Source organism: Streptomyces sp. NPDC020958 (assembly GCF_055562175.1).
Map to the genome: position 1 here is coordinate 592,497 of NZ_JBVHFU010000002.1, position 19,872 is coordinate 612,368.

Consider the following 19,872-nt stretch of genomic DNA (forward strand, 5'->3'; position numbering starts at 1 on the left):
AGTGGCAGCACTGCCAGGCACCCTCGAATTACTGCCAGCGGCGCGGCACACTGGCAGCATGCTGAGGAACGTGGCGGCGGTGCTCCTGGACGGCGTGCATCCCTTCGAACTCGGGGTGGTCTGCGAGGTCTTCGGCCTCGACCGCTCCGACGAGGGACTGCCGGTGTACGACTTCGCGGTGGTCTCGGCCGAGGGCCCGGCGCTCGGCACCCATGTCCCCGGTCTCACCGTCAGCACGCCGTACGGCCTGGACCGGCTGGAGGAGGCCGATCTGATCGCGGTCCCGGCCTCCGACACCAACGTCACCCGGGACTACCCGCCCGAACTGCTCGACGCGCTGCGCCGGGCGGTGGACCGGGGTGCCAGGGTGCTCAGCGTCTGCTCGGGTGCCTTCGTGCTGGGCGCCGCCGGGCTGCTGGACGGGCGCCGGTGCGCCGTGCACTGGCGGCACGCGGAGCTGCTGGGCCGCCGGTATCCGCGCACCCGGGTCGAGCCGGACGTGCTGTACGTCGACGAGGATCCGGTGATCACCTCGGCGGGCACGGCCGCCGGCATCGACGCCTGTCTGCACCTCGTCCGCAAGGAGCAGGGCCCCGAGATCGCCGGGAAGATCGCCCGGCGGATGGTGGTACCGCCGCACCGGGACGGTGGCCAGGCCCAGTTCATCGAGCGCCCGCTGCCGCAGGGCCCGTGCGACACGGTCGGCGGGGTGCTGGCCTGGATGACGGAGCACCTCGACGAGGAGGTCACCGTCGAACAGCTCGCCGCCCGCGCCCTGATGGCCCCGCGGACCTTCGCCCGGCGCTTCCAGCAGGAGACCGGCACCACGCCCTACCGGTGGATCCTGCGGCAACGCGTGCTGCTGGCACAGGAGTTGCTGGAAGGCACGGACGAGACGATGGACGCCATCGCGAGCCGCACCGGCTTCGGTACCGCGGCCGCGCTGCGCCACCAGTTCGTGAAGTCCCTGGGCACCACCCCCAACGCCTACCGGCGCGCCTTCCGGGGCCCCGAGGCCGCCGCCCGATACCGGCGCCCGCCCGAGGGCGCGCCGGTATCAGGAGCCACCGGGAGCCGGCGGGTCACCAGGGCACCGGTGTGAGCAGCAGGCGCTGCGGACGCAGGGTGATGCCCACCCGGGTGGCGTCGTCCGACCCGGGGACCTGTTCGAAGCGGTACTTCGCGCACAACGCCGCTGTGATCAGCGTCAGTTGGGCCATGGAGAAGTGGTCGCTCGGGCACTTGCGGTTGCCGACGCTGAAGGGGCTCATGGCGTACTTCGGCACCTCCTTGGCCCGCTCCGGCAGCCAGCGGTCCGGGTCGAAGTCGAGGTGCGCCGGGTACGAGTGCGGATCGCGCTGGACGGCGTAGGGGCTGTAGACGATGTCGGCCCCGGCCGGAATGCGATAGCCGCCCAGCTCGGTGTCGGTCGTGGCCCGCCGCGTCAATATCCATACGGCGGGCCGCAAACGCATGGCCTCGACGACGACATTGTTGGTGTGGGTGAGCGCGCGGACATGCGCAAAACCGACCGGTTGACCGCCCGTCACGGATTGCACCTCGGCCCGGACCTTCTCGGCGTGTTCCGGGTGTTCGGCGAGCGCCTGGAGCAGCCACATGATCGTGGAGGCGACCGTTTCACTTCCGGGGGTGAGTATCGCGACGACCTGGTCGTGGATCTCCTGTTCCCCGATGGGCTCGCCATTCTCGTCCTTCGCTTCGAGCAATGCCGTCAGCAAATCGTCCGGCTTTTGACCAGATGCCCGGCGCTCGGTGACGATCTCGTCGACGAGGAGATGCAAATCGGCCAGGGCCCGGTTGAATTCCCGGTTGGCAGGCAGCGGCAACCGGTACAGCGGGCCGAGCGGAACGACCATCCTCCGGTACATACCGCGGAAGACGCTCGCGAGGTCGACGCTGAGGCGCTCGGCGCACTCGTCCATGTACTCGCCGCGCAGCAGGCAGCGGGCGGCGATGCGGACGGCGACCCGGAACGACTCCGAGGTGCAGTCGACGGTGTCGCCGGGCCGCCAGCGCTCGGTCAGGGCGTGCGCCTCCTCCTCCATGACCGGCCCGTAGTGCGGGATCGCGGCGAGGTTGAACGCGGGCTGGATCGTGCGCCGCTGGCGCCGGTGGCGAGGTCCGTTGGCGGTGGCCACGCCCTCCTTGCCGAGCAGTCCCTCCAGGGACTCCCACAGGGGCCCGGCGATGATGAAGTCGGGGCTGAGGGCCAAGGCGCCGGTGAGCGCCGGGGTGGTGACGGCGTACACCTCCTTGGGACCCAGCCTGAGGCGCACCATGTCGCCGTGCTCGCGCAGCCGCGACATGAAGGCCAGCGGGTCGCGGGCCAGCTTCCAGCCGTGCCCGAGCAACGGCACACCGCCGCCTGCCAGGGGCGGTTCACGCAGTTCACTCGCTTCCGGGGCCCCGGGGGCCGCGGGCTGCACGGACTCGACGGTCATTTCTCACCTGCCGCTTCGTTGTTGACGTACGGGGGCGTGGACCGGTCGTCCCAGCTGTCGACCGTGTAACGGCCGGACTCGTGGTGGAACCAGTAGACGGAGCTGAACCAGTTCCGCATATTGGCGACGCAGGCCAGTACCGCGGCACCGAGCTCCTTTCCGTGGACGGTGCCGTCGTCGAGCTGTGCGGCGAACCGAAGTGCGTCCCGCTCGGCGGCCAGGAATTCGCGAACGCATTCCTCTACGCGTCGCCTGACTTCTTCGATCGCCTGCTCCAGAGTCATTCCCTCATGGGTGACAAGGCTGATTCCCAGATTGTGCACCTCCTCGCCCGCCATCTCCTTCGGCAGCGAGCAGAGGTCGTTGTACCAGGCGGCGAATTCCTGGCTCAGCAGCGCCGGCCGGCGGTACGCCGGGTTTTTGCGCACGGCATCCGGGAGTTCGAGACCCGCACTCGGCTCCAGCAGGTCCGTCCATATCCAGTGGGCGAAGGTGAGACGCCGTAGCGCGAGGTATTCCTCGACCCCGGGAACGTGACCCGTGGTGCGGTTGCGGAACTCGCGGTGGTAGGCCTCGATCACGTCGTGGAAGTGCCGGGCGAACCGCTCGTTCCAGGTGGTGGGCAGAAACGAGTAGAGCCGCGCGACGCTGTCCGCGAACCCCGCGACCAGGGTGTCCGGGTGGTGCAGATGGTGCAGTGGGGCGTCGAGGGCCGCGTGCAGCCGGAACCGCAGCCGCCGCCAGTCGTGCGACCGGCCGTGCACCACGTCACGGTCGTGCCGGTCGTCCCAGACGAAGAACCAGGCGCTGTAGTCGCATATCGCCTGGATGACCTCCTCGGACGCGCCCAGGTAGTACCCCGCCATGAGGTCGGTGTAGCAAAGGCCGTCGGCATATTCCTGCACCTTGTCCGCCGGCATCAGCCGTTTTTCCAGCAGCCAGAGGCGGGTCTTCTCCTGGAGCCGCGGCCAATACGGATGCAGTTGCCGGGGAAACTCGGCCTCGATCACCGGGAGGGCGAGTTGGGGTGGAACCGCGACCACCGTCGGCGTCGATGTGGTGCTGCGTGGGAAAGCGTGCACGAACAAACCCCTCTCAGCCGAACCAGGAGCGCACGCCCCTCCCGTTGTGCCAGGCGTGCGCCGTTGCGTATCCCCGCACTTCCATTCAGCACCACAACTGACCGCTCTGGGAACGGATTTGCTTCACTCACTACCCCCCAGTGCCGAGAATCTCCCCTTGTGTGACTGAATAGGGTTCGCTAGGCACGCACAAAGGATCGAAGCTGCGAAGGATGGCCGAGCGAGTCCGACCGGACATGACGAACGCCTGGTCGGAACAGTCCCGACCAGGCGTCACCACCACACCTGCGGTCTCAGTCGTTGGCGACCACGGGGTAGCGTGGCTCGTTCTCGGCCATCTGCCGCAGCGCGTCCTTGCGCTCCCGCTTGGAGAGCCGGTCGATGTACAGGTATCCGTACAGGTGGTCGGTCTCGTGCTGCAAACACCGTGCGAAGTAGCCGGTGCCACGCACCTTGATCGGGTTGCCCTTCTCGTCCTGCCCGGTGACCTCGGCGTAGTCGGGCCGGGCGAGCGGCGCGTACGCGGTGGGCACCGACAGGCAGCCCTCGTTGCTGTCGTCGAGCCGGCGCTTCTCGGCCGGGAGGTCGACGAGCTTCGGGTTGCACACCACGCCGACGTGCCGGACGCCCTCGTCGTCCTGGCAGTCGTAGACGAAGACCTTCAGGTCGACGCCGATCTGGTTGGCGGCGAGACCCACGCCCTCGGCGGTCCGCTGGCTCGCGAACATGTCGGCGACCAGCTGGTCCAGCTCCTCGCCGAACTCGGTGACGTCCTTGCACTCCTTGTGCAGCACCGGGTTCCCGACGACGGTGATGGGCCGCGAGGTCCCCCGCGCACGCCAGGCGTTCTCGCGCTCCTCGGTCCCCTCGGTGTCGACGACGAACCCGTCGTCGTCCACCGGGAGCACGCCCACGTGCTGCTGATCGGTGTCCTGCTGCGCCATGACCGACGTAAGCCTTCCCTAGGTAATACGGGGGGGGAGATGTTGCTGATACAGGGTACGTGGACGCGCCCGTCAGGGGCGCGGGACCGTGTCCGACATGCGGCTCCGCCGCGGGGGCGCGACCAGCCACGTCCGGCCCGCAGCCGGAGCACCATGCTCAGCAGACCTCTTCCAGATCCCGCCAGTCCCTCGAATCAGGGCTGTCCGCGACCCACCCGTCCAGCAGCCCCCTCACCAGCGCGGCCGGCGCGGCCACCCCGCACTCCCGCTCCGGCACCCACAACTGCCCGTCCGTCCGGTGCCCCAGCGGCCCGGGATGCCCCGGCTCACTGTGGTCGTGGGGATCGAGGTGCACCCCGTCGCCCTCGTCCGACGGCATCCGCGACTCGGAGCACATCCGGCACAGCAGCCGCACGGAAGAGGACCAGTCCTCCGCCGCGAACCCGGCGTCCCCCGCCAGCTGCTCCAGCGCGTCCCGGTCCGCCTCCGTCGCCGCCTCCAGCAGCACCACCCACGTCGGCACCGGTGACGGCGCCCACAGCTCGATCTCGTCGAACACGGGGTACGCATGCCCCGTCGCCGTGGTCCGTTCCCCGTGCGGCACCCCGTCGTGCAGGACGACCTCGCCCCAGCGCCGCCCGGACGAGGGAAGCGGAATGGACTGCACCTCGATCCGGGCGGGGTCGAGGCGCCGCCCCCACACCACCTCGGCCTCCCCTTCCGGGGACAGCCGTACCGCGGCGCTGCCCAGGTCCATCCCGGACGGCTCACCGGACGCGGTGGCGCCTCCCGGCACCCGCAGCCCGTACGCCTGCCAGGCCCGCCGCGCCAGCGGCCAGTCCTGCAGCGCGGTCGCCGCGATGCCCACGTTCCACCAGTCCGGTGCCCCGGTCTCGCGGTCCAGCAGCGCCACCGCCCGCAGGCCGGCCGCCCGGGCCTGTTCCCAGTCGTGCCGGAACTTGTGCAGCAGGGCGAGGTTGAACCAGGACTCGGACAGCCAGGGTTCCAGGTCGGCGGCGCGTGTCAGTAGCTCGCCCGCGTCCTCGTACCGGCCGTCGCCGATCAGCGTGAACGCCCGGTCGGTGGCCTGCCGCCAGGAGGCGGAGGGCCGGTGCCGTCCCTTGCCGAAGATCCTCACGATTCCCGCCTGCCAGTTCCAGTTCCGCACAGTGGGCTGGCTTGTGCCCCCGGACATCACCCTCTCCCTCGCATCCAACCACGTACGACGGGAGAGCCGCTCATTACCCATGGGTTACCCAGCCGCGCGCAGGGTCAGACAGTCTCGGGCGAGCACGCGGGCCAGGGCTTCCACGACCTCGGGAGCGTAGTCCCCCGCGGTGGCCAGGCGTAACTCCTCCAGCGCGGTCAGCTGCCCGCCGGCCCCGGAATCCCGGGACTTCTCCTCGTACGCGTTGACGACCCGCACGATCCGCGCCGCGAGCGGCTGCTCCCGGTAGGGGTCGGCCTGCCGCTCCACGACCACGGCGACGGCCGCGGCCACCCCGGTCTGCCGGACGACCGCTCCGCCGAGCAGGGCTATCCGCCGCTGCTCCGCCGCCGGCAGCACGGCGGTGGCCCCGGCCGGGACCGGGTCGACGAGACTCAGCTGGCCGATGTCGTGCATCAGGGCCGCGTACTCCAGCACGGTGAGCTCCGCTCGGGACAGCCCCAGGTCCCGCCCGACGGCCTGGCTGAGCGCGGCGACCCGGCGGGCGTGCCCGGCCGGGGTGTACCCCGCGATCTCGGTCGCGCGGGCGAGGGAGGCGATGGTCTGCCGGTAGGTGGCCCGGACGGCCTCGTAGCGGCGCAGGGACAGCTGGGTGAGAAGCAGGGGCAGGCAGAAGACGGGCAGCGCCCACAGCCCCACGACCGCCACGGCGAGCGCCATCACCGCGCCGGTGGCGCAGACGGCGGACCCGATGCCGAGCAGGCCGCGCAGTTCGTCCCGCAGCAGCGGACCGAACGGCCACCGCGTGCGGGAGTGAGCCTGCGCGGCGGCGAGCACGGCGTCGCACAGGGCGGTGAGCACGAGCAGCGCGACCAGCAGCAGGGCGTACGCCGGTCCGCCCCACTGCTCCAACGCGCCCCTGGTGTCGAGGGGTTGGAAGCAGACGGCGGCGAAGCCGACGGTGAGGACGCGCCGGGTGAGGTGGTCGGGGGTGGGGTGGCGGCCGCTGGCGATGTGCGGCACGTTGCCGAGCAGCGCGGCCGCGCCCACGACGGCGACGGCCTGGAGGGCGCCGTCGTGGGCGCCGAGCAGCGCGTAGGCGAGCCCGCCGGCCGCCCCGAGGGGCGCGGCCTCCCGTACGTCGGCGCCGGACCGGCGGGCCGCCTCCCCGACGACGACGAGCAGGCCGAAGGCGAGGGCGGCGACACGGTCGTCGAGCCCCTCCCACAGCGTGCCGGCCACACAGCCGAGCCCGAGCGCCAGCGCGGCCGACCGGAAGGACCACAGCACGGCGCCGGACCGGAGCCCCGCCACGCAGACGCACCGCTTCGACCGCCCGCCGGGCCCCCACTCCGCGACCTGCCCACCCCACCCGGCCGATCCCCCGGGCGCCGAGGTGACGGGGACGTGGCCGGAGGTCCGATCACACGGCCCGGCCTGCGCGTCGCGCGGCGCCGCGACGGCGGCGCGGTCGACGGTCGCCCCCCGCCGTCCGGGTGCAACGCCACTGGGCGGCGCCACGGGGTCACGGTCCGGGGTCCGGTCGCGGTGGCCGGCCGGGGCGTCGGGTGGTGGGGTGGGGGACGGGTCGGTGGGATTCATGAGGTGGGCCGCCCGGCTTCCTGGCGGTCGGTGCTCGGTGGGGTGGGAAGGGGGAGCTCGGGCGGGAGCGGGCCGGCGGTCACCGTGGGATGCCAGCCGTCCCTGGCCAGCGCCCGGGTCAGGGCGTCGACCACCCGTGCGTCGAAGTGGCGGCCGGCGCACCGCCGCAACTCCGCCACCGCGGCCGGTACCGGCCGGGCCCGGCTGTAGGACCGGGTGGAGGTCATCGCGTCGAACGCGTCGGCCACCGCCACCACCCGCGCGCACTCGGGGATCTGCCCGCCCGCCAGCCCGTAGGGGTAGCCGCTGCCGTCGATGCGCTCGTGGTGGTGCAGGATCGCCGCGCGGGCCTCGCCCAGGAAGGAGATGCCGCGCACCATCTCGTGACCGTACTCGGGGTGGAGCTCGATGATCCGCCGCTCCTGAGGCGTCAGCGGTCCGTCCTTGCGGAGCAGCCGCGTGGGGACGCCGAGCTTCCCGACGTCGTGCAGGATCCCGGCGAAGCGCAGCACCTCCACCCGCTCCTCCGGCATGCCCAGTTCGCGGGCGATCATCACGGAGGCCTGGCCGACCCGCTCGCTGTGCCCGCGGGTGTACCCGTCCTTGATGTCGACGGCCTGCACGAGCGCGCGGATGGTGGCCTGATGGGCGGCCCGCTCCCGGTCGTACTGGGCGAACACCCACCAGGAGACGCACATCGGCAGCAGCACGAGCAGCGCGGCGACCGGGCCGTAGGGGCTGCGCCACAGCACGGCCATCATCAGCCCGGCGAGCCCGTGCACCCCGATCGGCGCGAGGGAGCGGGGGAACAGGCCGTGCCACGCCCGGCGGGCGGGAACCCTTTCCGCGAGCGCGCGGAACCCGCCGTCGAGGAGCGCGAGCACCCCGCAGAACGCCAGGACCGCCGCGGCGCACGGCAGCAGCGCGTACGGGAAGTCGGAGCCCGCCACCGTGTCCCCGCCGCCCAGCGCCCGGTGCACCAGCCCGGCGGCCCACACGGCGAGCGCCAGTTCGGCGGCCCGCCAGATCCGGCGCAGCGCCTGCGGCCGGTGCGCGGCCGGCGAGAGCAGCGCCCCGGGCAGCGGCACGAGGGCGGCGGCCGGTGGGGGCAGCAGGAAGGCTCCGGCGAGCAGCACGGGGTAGAAGGTCCCGCCGAGCCGCTGTCGTACGACGCGTTCGCAGGCCGCGTACAGCACGGCCAGCAGGACGACAGCCCAGCAGGGTGTCCCCATCACGCCCCTCCCCGACCGTGCCCGTCCAGGCTTCGGAGCCTAGGGCGACGGCCGGAGGGTACGGGAGGTCATGACCGGAGGATTAGCACATTCGGGTGACAGACCACCCGCGGAGAACGCTCAGCTCTCCTGAGGGGTGGCGGGGGCGACCGTCACGTCGCTCTCCGGGACGGTCTGGCCCGAACGGATCAGGTCCAGCCGCCCCAGCACCTTGGCCCGCAGGTCGCTCGGCACGTCGTCGTGCCCGCAGCACCGCTTGACCAGCTTCTTCACGGCCTGCTCCAGCCCGTACTTCTCCAGGCACGGCGAGCACTCGTCGAAGTGCTGCTTGAACTTGACGCGATCGACGTCCGGCATCTCACTGTCGAGGAACTCGTAGAGATGATCGAGTACCTCACTGCAGTCCGTCTCGTGCGGCTCTCCGCAGCTCATGAGCCCGAGCCTTTCGCTTCGTTCGACTCTCCGGCGCCCGCCGGGACGAGCCCGCGCTCACGCGCGTAGTCCTCCAGCATGCCGCGCAGTTGACGGCGGCCCCGGTGCAGCCGGGACATCACCGTACCGATGGGTGTCCCCATGATGTCGGCGATCTCCTTGTACGCAAAGCCCTCGACGTCGGCGAGATAGACGGCGATGCGGAATTCCTCGGGGATCGCCTGCAGCGCTTCCTTCACGTCCGAGTCGGGCAGGTGGTCGAGCGCCTGCGACTCCGCGGAGCGCAAGCCCGTCGACATGTGCGACTCGGCACGGGCGAGCTGCCAGTCCTCGATCTCCTCGGCCGCGGAGCGCTGGGGTTCGCGCTGCTTCTTGCGGTACGAGTTGATGAACGTGTTGGTGAGAATGCGGTACAGCCACGCCTTGAGGTTGGTGCCCTCACGGAACTGGTGGAAGGACGCGTACGCCTTGGCGTAGGTCTCCTGCACCAGGTCCTCGGCGTCGGCCGGGTTGCGCGTCATGCGCAGCGCGGCGGAATACATCTGGTCGAGGAATTCGAGCGCGTCCCGTTCGAAGCGCGCGGTGCGCTCCGCGGTCGACTCCGCGCCCACGCCCCGGCCCTCGGGCAGCTCCGCCTGGCCGTTGTCGGTCCCTGCGTCGGTACCGGTGACCGGACCCACCTCCTCAAGTTCCCGGGCAGGACCAAAACCGATCCCACTCGACTCGGAGGATAGAACACGACCCGTGCCTGCCGCCGCTCGAATAGGAGCGGTCTTGGCCGCGTGCAGCACCGTCCAGTCCAGGTCAGCGCTGCGCTCACGGCTCGGGCAGATGGTCGAACCCATGCGGCGGACTTCCTCTCCTTCGGCGTCGGCGCTGGTGTCCCAGCACTTCTGTCCGCACAACAGTGGTCCGTCACGCAACATTCCCGGCCGTCACCCGAGGGCCGGGATCCATGCGGCGACCGCGTCCGTGATGATGGTCACCGCCCTGTCCTGCCCGATGTCCGCCCGTTTGGGCACCGCGAAGCCATGATCGGCGCCCGGCACCTCGACCAGTTCGTAGTCCCCCTCGGGGAACTCGGCCGGCTTGCCGAACGGGTCGTTCCCGCCCTGGACGACGAGCGTGGGCACCCCGGCCCCCAGCAGTTCCGCGGCGCGTGACTTCTCCGGCCGGCCCGGCGGGTGCAGCGGGAAGCTCAGGGCGAGGACTCCGGCCGCGCCCAGCTCCGTGGCCGTACGGCAGGCGACCCGGGCGCCCGCGCTGCGGCCGCCGGAGACCACCGGCAGCCCGGGCGCCGCGAGCGCGGGCCACACGCCCCGCCAGCCCGTGTCGAGCGTCTTCGGCGCGGGCGCGACCTTCCGGCCGGCGACCCGCCAGGGCTGCTCGACCAGCGCCACGGTCACGCCGTGCGCCGGGAGCGCGGCGGCGATCGCCCGCAGGTCCCGGGCCTCGATGCCACCGCCGGCCCCGTGGCTGACGGCGAGCACGAGCCGCGCCCGCTCCGCCTCGTACCAGGTGAGACGGGCGTCCCCCGCCTCCGTAGCGACGATCTTCGATGTGGTCACGGCAGAAGGCTAGAAGGCAGGAGGCTGGAACAGGAGGCTAGAAGAGGGTGCCCTCTTCGGGGCCCGCCAGTTCCTTCAGCAGTTCCGGTCCGTTGTTGCGCACGTTGCTGACGGCCGTGGCGACCGGGTAGGCCCGCATCAGGCCCTCCGGCGGCGGGGCCAGCAGCGACCGCAGGTCGTCGACGTCGGTGCGCGCCGGGTCGAGCCAGGCGTCCCACCGGTCCGGGGTCAGCATCAGCGGCATCCGGGGGTGGATGTCCGCCAGCGTCCGGGGACCTTCCGCCGGGGCCACCGCGAGCGGCGCGGTCTCCGCCTCCGTCGTGATCACCGAGCACGTCGCCCACCAGGCCAGCGGATGGTCGTCGGGCAGCGTCCGGTCGCGCCAGAACTCGTACAGCCCCGCCATGGCGAACACGGACCCGTCGGCCGGGAGCACGAAGTACGGCTGCTTGCGCGGCCGCTTCTTCTTCCCCTCGACCTCCAGGTCGCGCTCCTCCCTGGCGGTGACCCACTCGTAGTAGCCGTCGGCGGGCACGATGCAGCGGCGGGCGGCGAAGGCACGGCGGTACGACGGCTTCTCGTGCACGGTCTCGGCCCGCGCGTTGATCATCCGGGCGGCGCCCTCGGGGGACTTGGCCCAGGACGGCACGAGCCCCCACTTGAGCCTGCGCAGCTGCCGAACCGGGCGGCGGTCGTCGGCGTCTTTCAACGGACGGTCGAGGACGGCGTAGACCTCCTTGGTCGGCGCCACGTTGTAGTCGGGCTCCAGGGTCTCCTCGGGCTCCCACTTCTCCACTTCAAAGATTCCTGCGAGATCCTCGGGCCCACGACTGGATGCATACCGTCCGCACATACGTGCAACACTGCCAGACTTCACCTGCCCGTAGGGAGTAACCACCCGACCATGGAGAGCACCGCCGCCCTCGCGCTGCCCGACCTCTGGGACCGTCTGACGGGCACCCAGTCCGACCCCGACCTGTGGGTGGTGCTCGCGACCCTGGTCGCCGCGCTCGCGGTGGTCGTCCCGCACACCCTGTGGCGGATATCCCGCAACGCCGTCACCATCGCCCACGAGGGCGGTCACGGCCTGGTCGCCCTGCTCACCGGCCGCCAGCTCACCGGCATCAGACTGCACTCCGACACCAGCGGACTCACGCTCAGCCGGGGCAAGCCGCACGGCATCGGCATGATCCTCACGGCGGCCGCGGGCTACACCGCGCCGCCGCTCCTGGGGCTGGGCGGGGCGGCCCTGCTGGGCGCCGGCCGCATCACGCTGCTCCTCTGGGCCGCCACGGCCCTGCTCCTCGTCATGCTGGTGATGATCCGCAACGCCTACGGCGTCCTCACGGTGTTCCTGACCGGCGGCACCTTCCTGCTGGTGTCCTGGCTGGCGGGCCCCCAGGTGCAGGCGGCGTTCGCGTACGCGGTGGTGTGGTTCCTGCTCCTCGGGGGCGTGCGTCCGGCGTTCGAACTCCAGTCGAAGCGCTCCCGGGGCGGGGCGGGCGACTCGGACGCGGACCAGCTGTCCCGCCTCACCCATCTCCCGGCGGCCGTCTGGCTGTTCCTGTTCCACACGGTGTCGCTGTGTTCACTGATCGGCGGCGGCAGGTGGCTGCTGCACATATGACAGGCCTCCGCGGCGCCGCACCCGAGGGCTCCACGGGCGGCCGCACACTAAAGTGAGCCCATGGCCGCAAACCCCACCGCACCAACCGCCCTCTGGCCCGCCCCCCACGCGCGCGGAGCCGTCGACGCGACGGTTCACGTGCCCGGGTCCAAGTCGGTCACCAACCGCGCCCTCGTCCTGGCCGCCCTCGCCTCCGAACCCGGCTGGCTGCGCCGCCCGCTCCGGTCCCGCGACACCCTGCTGATGGCCGGCGCGCTGCGCGCGATGGGCGTCGGCATCGAGGAGGGCGTGGGCCCGGACGGCTCCGGTGAGGCCTGGCGCGTGATCCCCGCGGGGCTGCGCGGCCCCGCCACCGTCGACGTCGGCAACGCGGGCACGGTGATGCGCTTCCTGCCGCCCGTCGCCACCCTCGCCACCGGCGACATCCGCTTCGACGGCGACCCGCGTTCCTACGAGCGTCCCCTGCACGGCGTGATCGACGCCCTGCGCGCCCTCGGCGCCCGGATCGACGACGACGGCCGTGGCGCGCTCCCGCTGACCGTGCACGGCAGCGGCGCCCTGGACGGTGGTCCGGTGTCGGTCGACGCCTCGTCCTCCTCCCAGTTCGTGTCGGCCCTGCTGCTCTCGGGCCCGTGTTTCAACCAGGGCGTGGAGGTCCGCCACACCGGTGCGAGCCTGCCCTCCCTCCCCCACATCCGGATGACCGTCGACATGCTGCGCGCGGTCGGCGCCCAGGTGGACACCCCGGAGTCGGGTGGCGAGCCGAACGTCTGGCGGGTCACGCCGGGCGCCCTGCTCGGCCGTGACCTGACCGTCGAGCCGGACCTCTCCAACGCCCAGCCGTTCCTGGCCGCCGCCCTGGTGACGGGCGGCAGGGTGCTGATCCCGGACTGGCCGTCCCGGACGACCCAGCCGGGTGACCGGCTGCGGGAGATCTTCACCGAGATGGGTGGTTCCTGCGAACTGACCGAGTACGGCCTGGAGTTCACCGGCTCGGGCCGGATCCACGGCATCGACGTCGACCTGGGCGACGTCGGCGAGCTCACCCCCGGCATCGCGGCGGTCGCCGCCCTCGCGGACTCCCCGTCCACGCTGCGCGGGGTCGCCCACCTCCGGATGCACGAGACGGACCGGCTGGCGGCGCTCACCAAGGAGATCAACGAGCTGGGCGGCGACGTCACCGAGACCGCCGACGGCCTGCACATCCGGCCGCGCCCGCTGCACGGCGGGACCTTCCACACCTACGAGGACCACCGCATGGCCACCGCCGGTGCGATCATCGGCCTGGCCGTGGCCGGCGTGGAGATCGAGAACGTGGCGACGACCGCGAAGACCCTGCCGGACTTCCCCGACCTGTGGGCCGGGATGCTCGGGAGCGGTGGGGCGTAGGGGCGTACGACCATGCGCCGCTACGGCAAGCACACCGACGAGGACGACATCCGCTCCCGTCCCAACCGCAAGGGCAACCGGCCGCGGACCAACATCCGTCCCAAGCACGAGGACGCGGCCGAGGGCATGGTCCTCACCGTCGACCGGGGCCGGCTGACCTGCCTGGTCGAGGACCGTACGATCCTGGCGATGAAGGCCCGTGAGCTGGGCCGCAAGGCCGCGGTGGTCGGCGACCGGGTGGCGCTGGTCGGCGATCTGTCCGGCAGGAAGGACACGCTGGCCCGGATCGTGCGCATCGAGGACCGCTCCTCCGTGCTGCGCCGTACCGCCGACGACGACGACCCGTTCGAGCGGGTGGTCGTCGCCAACGCCGACCAGCTGGCGATCGTCACCGCCCTGGCCGACCCGGAGCCCCGCCCCCGGCTCATCGACCGCTGCCTGGTCGCGGCCTACGACGGCGGTCTCACCCCCCTGCTGGTCATGACCAAGTCGGACCTGGCCCCGCCGGACAAGCTCCTGGAGCTGTACGGCGACCTGGAGATCCCGTACGTGGTCACGAGCCGCGAGGAACTGGAGACGGGGGGCGCGGCACAGCGCGTCCAGGAACACCTCGACGGCAAGATCACGGCGTTCGTCGGGCATTCGGGCGTCGGCAAGACGACCCTGGTCAACGCGCTGGTCCCGGTGGACCGCCGGCGTACGACGGGACATGTGAACGCGGTGACGGGCCGCGGCCGTCACACCACGACGTCCGCGCTGGCGCTGCCCCTGGCCGACGACGGGGGCTGGGTCATCGACACCCCGGGCGTCCGGTCCTTCGGTCTTGCGCACGTCGACCCGTCCCGGGTGATCCACGCGTTCCCCGATCTGGAGCCCGGCACGGTCAACTGCCCGCGCGCGTGCAGTCACGACGAGCCGGACTGCGCGCTGGACGAGTGGGTGACCGAGGGCCACGCGGACCCCGCCCGCCTCTACTCGCTGCGCCGCCTGCTGGCCACGCGGGAGCGCACGGAGGGCGACTGACCACCGGGGTGTTTGTCCTGACCCGAGTTCGGTAAGTGCATAATCGCACCGAGCCGGACGTACGGGAGGACAGCACATGGCGTGGCTGCTGGTGATCGTCGCCGGAATCCTGGAGACCGGCTTCGCCGTGTGCCTCAAGCTCTCCCACGGTTTCACCCGGCTGTGGCCGACGATCGCCTTCGCGTCCTTCGCCCTGGGCAGCTTCGGCCTGCTGACCCTCTCCCTGAAGAAGCTGGACGTGGGCCCGGCGTACGCGGTCTGGACGGGCATCGGCGCGGCGGGCACGGCCATCTACGGCATGGTCTTCCTGGGCGACCTGGTCTCCGTTCTGAAGATCGTCTCGATCAGCCTGGTGATCGCGGGCGTCATCGGCCTCCAGCTGTCGGGCTCCGCGCACTGAAACGCCCGGCAGGGGGCGCGGGCCGTGCCGGTGCCCGGTTACACCGCCTGCCGCACGAGCACCCCCCGCACCAGCTCCGCCACCCCACCGTCCCCGGGCGGTGCGGCCACGCACGACAACGCGAGCCGGACGACGAGCTCGCACGACCGCGCCAGCTCCCGGTCTCCCTGCCCTGCCGCCGGCCCGGCCAGCACCGCCACCGCCCGGTCCCGCACGATCCGCACGAACTCCCCGGGTGACGGCAGCGGCCCGTCCGCCCGCCGCTGCGCCGGCACCCCGGACGACGACGGCACCGCGGAGAGTGTCGGCACCGGCAACCGCTCGCTCCAGCACCCCGTGAGCATCGCCCGTACCAGCACGCTCTCCCGGGCCGCCACCGCCGTCCACTCGGCCGTCGCCGTCAGGCGCTCCGGCATCCCGGTATGGCTGCCCAGAGCCCGCTCGACGCCCGCGAGATACCCGTCGGCCTCCCTGCGCACCAGCGCTCTGGCCAGGCCTTCCTTGCTGCCGAACTCGTTGTACAGCGTCTGGCGGGACACCCCGGCCGCCGCGGCCACGTCGACCATCCGGACGGCGGTCCACGGCCGGCGCGTCAGCGCGGCGTACGCGGCGTCCAGAAGGGATTCCCGGGCTGCAGGCATCATCGCCTCCCTGGGGCGAGCGACTCTGCGCCCAGGTTTGACGCGGACGAATCCACTGTCAAGGGTTCGCGAAGGCACCGGGGGGGGCGCCCTTCGGCCAACACGCGCGGGCGCACCGGAGTCCCCCGTCCGATCACCTCACGCTGCTCACCCCGACCGCTGAGCGCCGTCCCCACGACGGCCCCCGAGATCCTCGGGCATCCCCTGGTAGCCCCGCGCCCGTCCCGGCAGATAGCGTTCGTCGCATGCCGGACTACCTCGATGACCTGCGCCTCGCCCATGTACTCGCGGACGCGGCGGACGCCGCCACCATGGACCGCTTCAAGGCTCTCGACCTCAAGGTCGAGACCAAGCCGGACATGACCCCGGTGAGCGAGGCCGACAAGGCCGCCGAGGAGCTGATCCGCGGCCAGTTGCAGCGCGCCCGCCCGCGCGACGCGATCCTCGGCGAGGAGTACGGCGTCGAGGGCACCGGTCCCCGCCGCTGGGTCGTCGACCCGATCGACGGCACCAAGAACTACGTCCGCGGGGTGCCCGTCTGGGCGACCCTGATCTCCCTGACGGAGGCGGCCGAGGGCGGCTACCAGCCGGTCGTCGGCGTGGTCTCCGCGCCCGCGCTGGGCCGCCGCTGGTGGGCCGCGAAGGGCCACGGCGCCTTCACCGGCCGGAGCCTGTCCTCGGCGACCCGGCTGCACGTCTCCAGGGTCTCGAAACTGTCCGACGCCTCCTTCGCGTACTCCTCGCTGAGCGGCTGGGAGGAGCGGGGCCGGCTGAACGGCTTCCTGGACCTGACCCGCGAGGTGTGGCGCACGCGCGCGTACGGCGACTTCTGGCCGTACATGATGGTCGCCGAGGGGTCCGTCGACATCTGCGCGGAGCCGGAGCTGTCCTTGTGGGACATGGCCGCCAACGCGATCGTCGTGACGGAGGCAGGCGGCACCTTCACCGGCCTGGACGGCCGCCCCGGCCCGCACAGCGGCAACGCGGCGGCGTCCAACGGGCTGCTCCACGACGAGCTGCTGTCGTACCTCTCGCAGCGTTACTGAAACGGTCCTGTGGGGCGTGGCGGGAGAACCTGAGGCAGAAGGGAGCGATTCCGCCTCTCACATATGAGCGCACACGCCCTCAATTGACTGCGCGCACCCCCTTGTTGACTCCGGCTTTACCTGCCACCCTGAGAGCACCCCCACTTGTGAACTTGTGAATCGCTGAACTTTCGGCGGTTCCCTAGGAGGTGGCACCCTTCATGCTCGTCCGTGACGCCATGAGCACGGTGGTTCTCACCGTCGGCCCAGCCCACACCCTCCGCCAGGCAGCCGCCCTGATGTCCGCGCGCCGCGTGGGCGCGGCGATCGTCCACGACCCGGACGCCGGCGGCATCGGGATCCTCACCGAGCGCGACATCCTCAACTCCGTCGGCCTGGGCCAGGACCCGGACCGGGAGCACATCCACGCCCACACCACCAACGACGTCGTGTTCGCCACCCCGACCTGGACCCTGGAGCAGGCGGCCCGGGCGATGGCGGACGGCGGCTTCCGCCATCTGATCGTCCTCGACGGCGCCGAGCCCGCCGGGATCGTCTCGGTCCGCGACATCATCCGCTGCTGGGCAGGCACCCGCGCGCCGCAGCCCGTCTAGGCCCGGCCAGGATCGGGACGAGCGAATTGGACTCAATCCAATTCCGAATTCGGTCCAAAGTCACACCTATTCGGAGAATGGTCGGTCTGCTGTTAGGCTGGTTTCCATGAGTGACCTTCTGGAACGGCTGCGTGGACGCGGGTGGCGGATGACCGCGCAGCGACGCGTCGTGGCCGAGGTTCTCGACGGCGACCACGTCCACCTGACGGCCGACGAGGTCCATTCCAGGGCCGTCGCCAAGCTGCCCGAGATCTCCCGGGCGACCGTCTACAACACGCTGGGTGAGCTGGTCTCGCTCGGCGAGGTCACCGAGGTCTCGACGGACAAGCGCGCCAAGCGGTACGACCCGAACGCGCACCGGCCGCACCACCACCTGGTCTGCTCCCGGTGCGGCTCGATCCGCGACGTCCACCCGACCGGCGACCCGCTGGCCGACCTCCCCAGCTCGGAGCGGTTCGGCTTCACGGTCTCCGACGTCGAGGTGACCTACCGCGGACTCTGCCCGGACTGCGCGACAGCCGCCTGACACGACGCTCCCCGAAGGCCCCGGCCGCTCACCACGAGCACCGGGGCCTTCGCGTCGCACCGGGCACCCGGGGATCCCGCGCACCACCGGGAAAAACCGAGGGCCGGAATCCGTTTCCGGATTCCGGCCCTCGGCCTTCAGTAGCGGGGACAGGATTTGAACCTGCGACCTCTGGGTTATGAGCCCAGCGAGCTACCGAGCTGCTCCACCCCGCGTCGATGAATGGAACACTACGTGAGGGAGACGGGAAGAAGCAAATCCATTCCCGCAAGCCCGGCTGACCTGCGAAAAGGGCAAGCTCACGCGGACAGCTCCTCCCGCAGGGCGTCCCGCAGCCGCCCCGCCCGTTCGCTCACCTCGGCCGGCCCCAGCACCACCGCGCGGTCGGCCCAGCGCTGTCCCTCGGCCAGCTCGCCCCGACGCGCGTAGACCAGGGCCAGCCGCAGCGCCGCCCGTCCATGACCGGCGTCCGCGGCCCGCTCCCACCACACCGCGGCCTCCGGCTCGCTGCCCTCGCGGGCCAGCAGCAGGCCCAGGTTGAACGCCCCGTTCCGTGAACCGGCCTCGGCCGCCGTCCGGTACCACCGTGCCGCCTCCACCACGTCCCCGCGCGCCGCGGCCAGCATGCCGACCCGCACCTGGGCCCGCCGGTGCCCCTGCGAGGCGGCCCGCTCGTACCACTCCTCGCACTCCGTCTTCACGTGCAGCGACGACTCCCCGAGCTCGTGCTCGGACACCGCCGGGCGGCGCGCGTCGAGCACCGCGGCCAGCCGGTAGGCGGCCTCGGCGCTGCCGCCGCCCGCCGCACACCGCAGGTGCTGTTCGGCGGCGGCCTCGTCGCCCTCGCGGAGGCGGGCGATGCCCACCTGAAGGGCGGCCTCGGTGTGCCCGGCGGCGGCGGCCTGCTCGTAGCAGCGCAGCGCGACCCGGTCCTCGCCCCGCCCGGCGTACAGGATGCCGAGGTTGAAGGCGGCGTCCACGCTGCCCGCCTCCGCGGCCTTGGAGAACCACGGCAGGGCGCCGGAGGTGTCGCCGCCCTGGAGCAGCAGGATGGCGAGCGCGTTCGCGGCCTCGCGGTGCCCGGCGTACGCGGCCCGCCGGTACCACTGCTCGGCCTGCGCGGTCCGTCCCTGCTCGGCGCAGAGCAGCCCGAGGTTGTACGCCCCGTTGTCGTCACCGGCGTCCATCGCCGCCCGGTACCAGCGCTCGGCGGTCTGGGTCTCGCCGCGCTCGGCGTGCAGCGCGCCGAGCGCGTTCGCCGCGTTGCCGTCGCCGTCCTGGGCGGCCCGCAGCCACCAGATGGCCGCGTTCTCGGTGTCCCCGGCGTCCCGCAGCAGGAAGCCGAGCGCACAGGCGGCCCGCGCCTCGCCGTCCTTGGCGGCGGTCAGGTACCAGCGTCCGGCCTCCCTGAGCTCACCGCGCTTCTCCAGGATCGCGCCGAGGTGCAGGGCGGCCCGCCGGTGCCCGCGCGCGGCGGCCTGGCGGTACCACTGCTCGGCCTCCGCGGCCTCCTCGGCACCGGCCGTGGCCTGCGGGCCGACACCGTTGTCGCCCCCGGGGCCGTCCTCGTCCACCGGCGTCCTGCGGTCGAGCGCCCGCGCCAGCCGGTACGCCGCCTCCCGGTGCCCGCGCTCGGCGGCGGCCCGCATCCACCTCCCGGCGGCCGCGTCCCCCCGGTGCTCCAGCAGGTCCGCGAGCGCGTAGGCGCCGAGCGCGTGCCCCTGCTCGGCGGACTGGCGCAGCCAGTACTCGGCGGCGGGTTCGTCCCCGCGCTCCCGGTGGTGGCGGCCCAGCGCGTGGGCGGCGGCCGCGGATCCGGCGACGGCGGCGATCCGCCACCAGCCGGCCGCCTCGTCCGGGTAACCGCGCTGGTGCAGCAGGACGCCGAGATTGTTGGCGGCGGCGCGGTCGCCCGCGGCGGTGGCGGCACGCAGTTGGGGCTCGGCTCCGTCGAGGTCGCCGCGGCGCAGCAGCATGGCGCCGAGGACGCTCATCGCCTCGACGTCGCCGCCCTCGGCCTGGAGTCGGCGGCGCGCCTCCTCAGCGGCCTCGTCGCGGGTCGGCTCCTCACCCGAAGGCTGCACAAATCGCCCTGTCTCGAACAGAGTTGCCTTGTCCCCCATAACGTCCATCGTCG

General features: G+C 72.2%; 19 protein-coding genes, 1 tRNA gene and 1 pseudogene. 8 read left to right on the forward strand and 13 right to left on the reverse strand.

What is annotated here, in order from left to right:
• Nucleotides 1–58: 58 nt before the first annotated feature.
• Nucleotides 59–1,021, forward strand: a pseudogene (locus tag ACZ3KP_RS08465) (helix-turn-helix domain-containing protein); the annotation flags it as partial.
• A 61-nt stretch (nucleotides 1,022–1,082) separates the two neighbouring features.
• Here ACZ3KP_RS08465 and ACZ3KP_RS08470 read toward each other — a convergent pair.
• From ACZ3KP_RS08470 to ACZ3KP_RS08515, 10 genes are all read right to left on the reverse strand, one after another.
• Entirely contained in the window at nucleotides 1,083–2,462 is a 1,380-nt protein-coding gene (locus ACZ3KP_RS08470; protein WP_467497514.1) for a bifunctional albaflavenone monooxygenase/terpene synthase, read from the reverse strand.
• Nucleotides 2,459–3,544: an epi-isozizaene synthase gene (cyc1, locus tag ACZ3KP_RS08475; protein ID WP_467497516.1), complete on the reverse strand. Its 1,086-nt coding sequence runs from the start codon at nucleotides 3,542–3,544 to the stop codon at nucleotides 2,459–2,461. Before cyc1 ends, ACZ3KP_RS08470 begins: the two co-directional genes overlap by 4 nt.
• A 293-nt stretch (nucleotides 3,545–3,837) precedes the next feature.
• On the reverse strand, nucleotides 3,838–4,488 hold the full coding sequence (gene def, locus ACZ3KP_RS08480) for a peptide deformylase (RefSeq protein ID WP_467497518.1): 651 nt from the start codon (nucleotides 4,486–4,488) through the stop codon (nucleotides 3,838–3,840).
• Between the two features lie 157 nt (nucleotides 4,489–4,645).
• Nucleotides 4,646–5,626 carry a hypothetical protein gene (locus ACZ3KP_RS08485; protein WP_358981529.1) on the reverse strand — a complete coding sequence of 327 codons (981 nt, stop codon included), beginning with the start codon at nucleotides 5,624–5,626 and terminating at the stop codon, nucleotides 4,646–4,648.
• A gap of 114 nt (nucleotides 5,627–5,740) precedes the next feature.
• Nucleotides 5,741–6,919 (reverse strand): HD-GYP domain-containing protein, encoded by a 1,179-nt coding sequence (locus ACZ3KP_RS08490; RefSeq protein WP_467498069.1) that lies wholly within the window; start codon nucleotides 6,917–6,919, stop codon nucleotides 5,741–5,743.
• 335 nt (nucleotides 6,920–7,254) lie between these two features.
• A complete protein-coding gene (locus tag ACZ3KP_RS08495) occupies nucleotides 7,255–8,490 on the reverse strand; it encodes an HD-GYP domain-containing protein (protein ID WP_467497519.1) in 1,236 nt (411 codons plus the stop codon).
• Nucleotides 8,491–8,610: 120 nt separating this feature from the next.
• Nucleotides 8,611–8,922, reverse strand: a complete 312-nt coding sequence (gene rsrA / locus ACZ3KP_RS08500; RefSeq protein ID WP_467497520.1) for a mycothiol system anti-sigma-R factor — start codon at nucleotides 8,920–8,922, stop codon at nucleotides 8,611–8,613.
• On the reverse strand, nucleotides 8,919–9,602 hold the full coding sequence (gene sigR / locus ACZ3KP_RS08505; protein ID WP_207921727.1) for an RNA polymerase sigma factor SigR: 684 nt from the start codon (nucleotides 9,600–9,602) through the stop codon (nucleotides 8,919–8,921). The genes rsrA and sigR overlap by 4 nt, the downstream gene beginning before the upstream one ends.
• A gap of 255 nt (nucleotides 9,603–9,857) precedes the next feature.
• Nucleotides 9,858–10,490 carry an alpha/beta hydrolase family protein gene (locus ACZ3KP_RS08510; RefSeq protein WP_467497523.1) on the reverse strand — a complete coding sequence of 211 codons (633 nt, stop codon included), beginning with the start codon at nucleotides 10,488–10,490 and terminating at the stop codon, nucleotides 9,858–9,860.
• A gap of 37 nt (nucleotides 10,491–10,527) precedes the next feature.
• Complete coding sequence (locus tag ACZ3KP_RS08515) at nucleotides 10,528–11,343, reverse strand: SOS response-associated peptidase (protein WP_467497525.1); 816 nt, start codon at nucleotides 11,341–11,343, stop codon at nucleotides 10,528–10,530.
• A gap of 51 nt (nucleotides 11,344–11,394) precedes the next feature.
• On the opposite strand from ACZ3KP_RS08515, the gene ACZ3KP_RS08520 reads away from it, so the two are divergent.
• The 4 genes from ACZ3KP_RS08520 (at nucleotide 11,395) to ACZ3KP_RS08535 (ending at nucleotide 14,929) form a co-directional block, all read left to right on the forward strand.
• Complete coding sequence (locus ACZ3KP_RS08520; RefSeq protein ID WP_467497527.1) at nucleotides 11,395–12,117, forward strand: M50 family metallopeptidase; 723 nt, start codon at nucleotides 11,395–11,397, stop codon at nucleotides 12,115–12,117.
• 60 nt (nucleotides 12,118–12,177) lie between these two features.
• On the forward strand, nucleotides 12,178–13,506 hold the full coding sequence (gene aroA / locus ACZ3KP_RS08525) for a 3-phosphoshikimate 1-carboxyvinyltransferase (RefSeq protein ID WP_358981435.1): 1,329 nt from the start codon (nucleotides 12,178–12,180) through the stop codon (nucleotides 13,504–13,506).
• 12 nt (nucleotides 13,507–13,518) lie between these two features.
• A complete protein-coding gene (rsgA, locus tag ACZ3KP_RS08530; RefSeq protein WP_467497528.1) occupies nucleotides 13,519–14,529 on the forward strand; it encodes a ribosome small subunit-dependent GTPase A in 1,011 nt (336 codons plus the stop codon).
• Between the two features lie 76 nt (nucleotides 14,530–14,605).
• Nucleotides 14,606–14,929, forward strand: coding sequence for a DMT family transporter (locus ACZ3KP_RS08535; RefSeq protein WP_467497530.1), 324 nt, complete (start codon nucleotides 14,606–14,608; stop codon nucleotides 14,927–14,929).
• Between the two features lie 38 nt (nucleotides 14,930–14,967).
• Here the strand turns inward: ACZ3KP_RS08535 and ACZ3KP_RS08540 are convergent, their stop codons facing one another.
• Nucleotides 14,968–15,573 carry a TetR/AcrR family transcriptional regulator gene (locus ACZ3KP_RS08540; protein ID WP_467497532.1) on the reverse strand — a complete coding sequence of 202 codons (606 nt, stop codon included), beginning with the start codon at nucleotides 15,571–15,573 and terminating at the stop codon, nucleotides 14,968–14,970.
• Nucleotides 15,574–15,815: 242 nt separating this feature from the next.
• On the opposite strand from ACZ3KP_RS08540, the gene hisN reads away from it, so the two are divergent.
• The 3 genes from hisN (at nucleotide 15,816) to ACZ3KP_RS08555 (ending at nucleotide 17,735) form a co-directional block, all read left to right on the forward strand.
• Complete coding sequence (gene hisN / locus ACZ3KP_RS08545) at nucleotides 15,816–16,616, forward strand: histidinol-phosphatase (RefSeq protein ID WP_467497534.1); 801 nt, start codon at nucleotides 15,816–15,818, stop codon at nucleotides 16,614–16,616.
• Between the two features lie 200 nt (nucleotides 16,617–16,816).
• Nucleotides 16,817–17,209 (forward strand): CBS domain-containing protein, encoded by a 393-nt coding sequence (locus tag ACZ3KP_RS08550; RefSeq protein WP_358981430.1) that lies wholly within the window; start codon nucleotides 16,817–16,819, stop codon nucleotides 17,207–17,209.
• A 106-nt stretch (nucleotides 17,210–17,315) separates the two neighbouring features.
• Complete coding sequence (locus tag ACZ3KP_RS08555; protein WP_132888757.1) at nucleotides 17,316–17,735, forward strand: Fur family transcriptional regulator; 420 nt, start codon at nucleotides 17,316–17,318, stop codon at nucleotides 17,733–17,735.
• 141 nt (nucleotides 17,736–17,876) lie between these two features.
• Here ACZ3KP_RS08555 and ACZ3KP_RS08560 read toward each other — a convergent pair.
• Nucleotides 17,877–17,950: transfer RNA gene (locus tag ACZ3KP_RS08560), tRNA-Met, on the reverse strand.
• Nucleotides 17,951–18,034: 84 nt separating this feature from the next.
• On the reverse strand, nucleotides 18,035–19,867 hold the full coding sequence (locus ACZ3KP_RS08565; RefSeq protein ID WP_467497538.1) for a tetratricopeptide repeat protein: 1,833 nt from the start codon (nucleotides 19,865–19,867) through the stop codon (nucleotides 18,035–18,037).
• Nucleotides 19,868–19,872: the final 5 nt, after the last annotated feature.

What these genes read in the sequence shown, in the direction of transcription:
- ACZ3KP_RS08470 (WP_467497514.1), bottom strand. Translation starts at nt 2,462, where the DNA reads ATGACCGTCGAGTCCGTGCAGCCCGCGGCCCCCGGGGCCCCGGAAGCG.
- def (WP_467497518.1), bottom strand. Translation starts at nt 4,488, where the DNA reads ATGGCGCAGCAGGACACCGATCAGCAGCACGTGGGCGTGCTCCCGGTG.
- ACZ3KP_RS08495 (WP_467497519.1), bottom strand. Translation starts at nt 8,490, where the DNA reads ATGGGGACACCCTGCTGGGCTGTCGTCCTGCTGGCCGTGCTGTACGCG.
- rsrA (WP_467497520.1), bottom strand. Translation starts at nt 8,922, where the DNA reads ATGAGCTGCGGAGAGCCGCACGAGACGGACTGCAGTGAGGTACTCGAT.
- ACZ3KP_RS08515 (WP_467497525.1), bottom strand. Translation starts at nt 11,343, where the DNA reads ATGTGCGGACGGTATGCATCCAGTCGTGGGCCCGAGGATCTCGCAGGA.
- ACZ3KP_RS08520 (WP_467497527.1), top strand. Translation starts at nt 11,395, where the DNA reads ATGGAGAGCACCGCCGCCCTCGCGCTGCCCGACCTCTGGGACCGTCTG.
- aroA (WP_358981435.1), top strand. Translation starts at nt 12,178, where the DNA reads ATGGCCGCAAACCCCACCGCACCAACCGCCCTCTGGCCCGCCCCCCAC.
- rsgA (WP_467497528.1), top strand. Translation starts at nt 13,519, where the DNA reads ATGCGCCGCTACGGCAAGCACACCGACGAGGACGACATCCGCTCCCGT.
- ACZ3KP_RS08535 (WP_467497530.1), top strand. Translation starts at nt 14,606, where the DNA reads ATGGCGTGGCTGCTGGTGATCGTCGCCGGAATCCTGGAGACCGGCTTC.
- ACZ3KP_RS08540 (WP_467497532.1), bottom strand. Translation starts at nt 15,573, where the DNA reads ATGATGCCTGCAGCCCGGGAATCCCTTCTGGACGCCGCGTACGCCGCG.
- hisN (WP_467497534.1), top strand. Translation starts at nt 15,816, where the DNA reads ATGCCGGACTACCTCGATGACCTGCGCCTCGCCCATGTACTCGCGGAC.
- ACZ3KP_RS08550 (WP_358981430.1), top strand. Translation starts at nt 16,817, where the DNA reads ATGCTCGTCCGTGACGCCATGAGCACGGTGGTTCTCACCGTCGGCCCA.
- ACZ3KP_RS08555 (WP_132888757.1), top strand. Translation starts at nt 17,316, where the DNA reads ATGAGTGACCTTCTGGAACGGCTGCGTGGACGCGGGTGGCGGATGACC.
- ACZ3KP_RS08565 (WP_467497538.1), bottom strand. Translation starts at nt 19,867, where the DNA reads ATGGACGTTATGGGGGACAAGGCAACTCTGTTCGAGACAGGGCGATTT.